The sequence below is a fragment of the Enterobacter sp. R-1.6.2 genome, assembly GCF_035064085.1.
In the GTDB taxonomy this organism is placed as follows: domain Bacteria; phylum Pseudomonadota; class Gammaproteobacteria; order Enterobacterales; family Enterobacteriaceae; genus Enterobacter; species Enterobacter asburiae_B.
In genome coordinates, this window is sequence record NZ_JASEYI010000123.1 from 1 (window position 1) to 559 (window position 559).

General features: G+C 51.3%; 1 protein-coding gene. It reads right to left on the reverse strand.

Going from position 1 to position 559, the window contains the following annotated elements:
• On the reverse strand, positions 1 to 533 hold a 533-nt coding region (locus QMN93_RS26095; protein ID WP_323630748.1), incomplete at its 3' end, for an IS5 family transposase.
• Between the last annotated feature and the right edge of the window lie 26 nt (positions 534 to 559).

A 559-nucleotide genomic window follows, 5' to 3' on the forward strand; every position in this document is an offset into this window, starting at 1 on the left:
CCCGGGAAGGCTTCTGAGTCCGTCACATTGTTCAGCGACAGGTCTGCACAGATGATTTCATGTGTGTTGCTGTCAACTGCCAGATGCAACTTTCGCCAGATACGGCGGCGTTCCTGGCCATGTTTTTTGACTTTCCATTCGCCTTCACCAAAGACCTTCAGCCCGGTGGAATCAATCACCAGATGCGCGATTTCACCCCGGGTGAACGTTTTGAAACTGACATTAACCGACTTTGCGCGCTTGCTGACACTGGTGTAATCCGGGCAGCGCAACGGAACATTCATCAGTGTAAAAATGGAATCAATAAAACCCTGTGCAGCCCGCAGGGTCAACCTGAACACGCGTTTAATGACCAGAACGGTGGTGATGGCGAGATCAGAATAGCGCTGAGGTCTTCCCCGTGATGAAGGCGTTGCCGACTCATACCAGGCCTGAATAGCTTCATCATCCAGCCAGAAAGTTATGGAGCCACGGTTGATGAGGGCTTTATTGTAGGTGGGCCAGTTGGTGATTTTGAACTTTTGCTTTGCCACGGAACGGTCTGCGTTGTCGGGAAGAT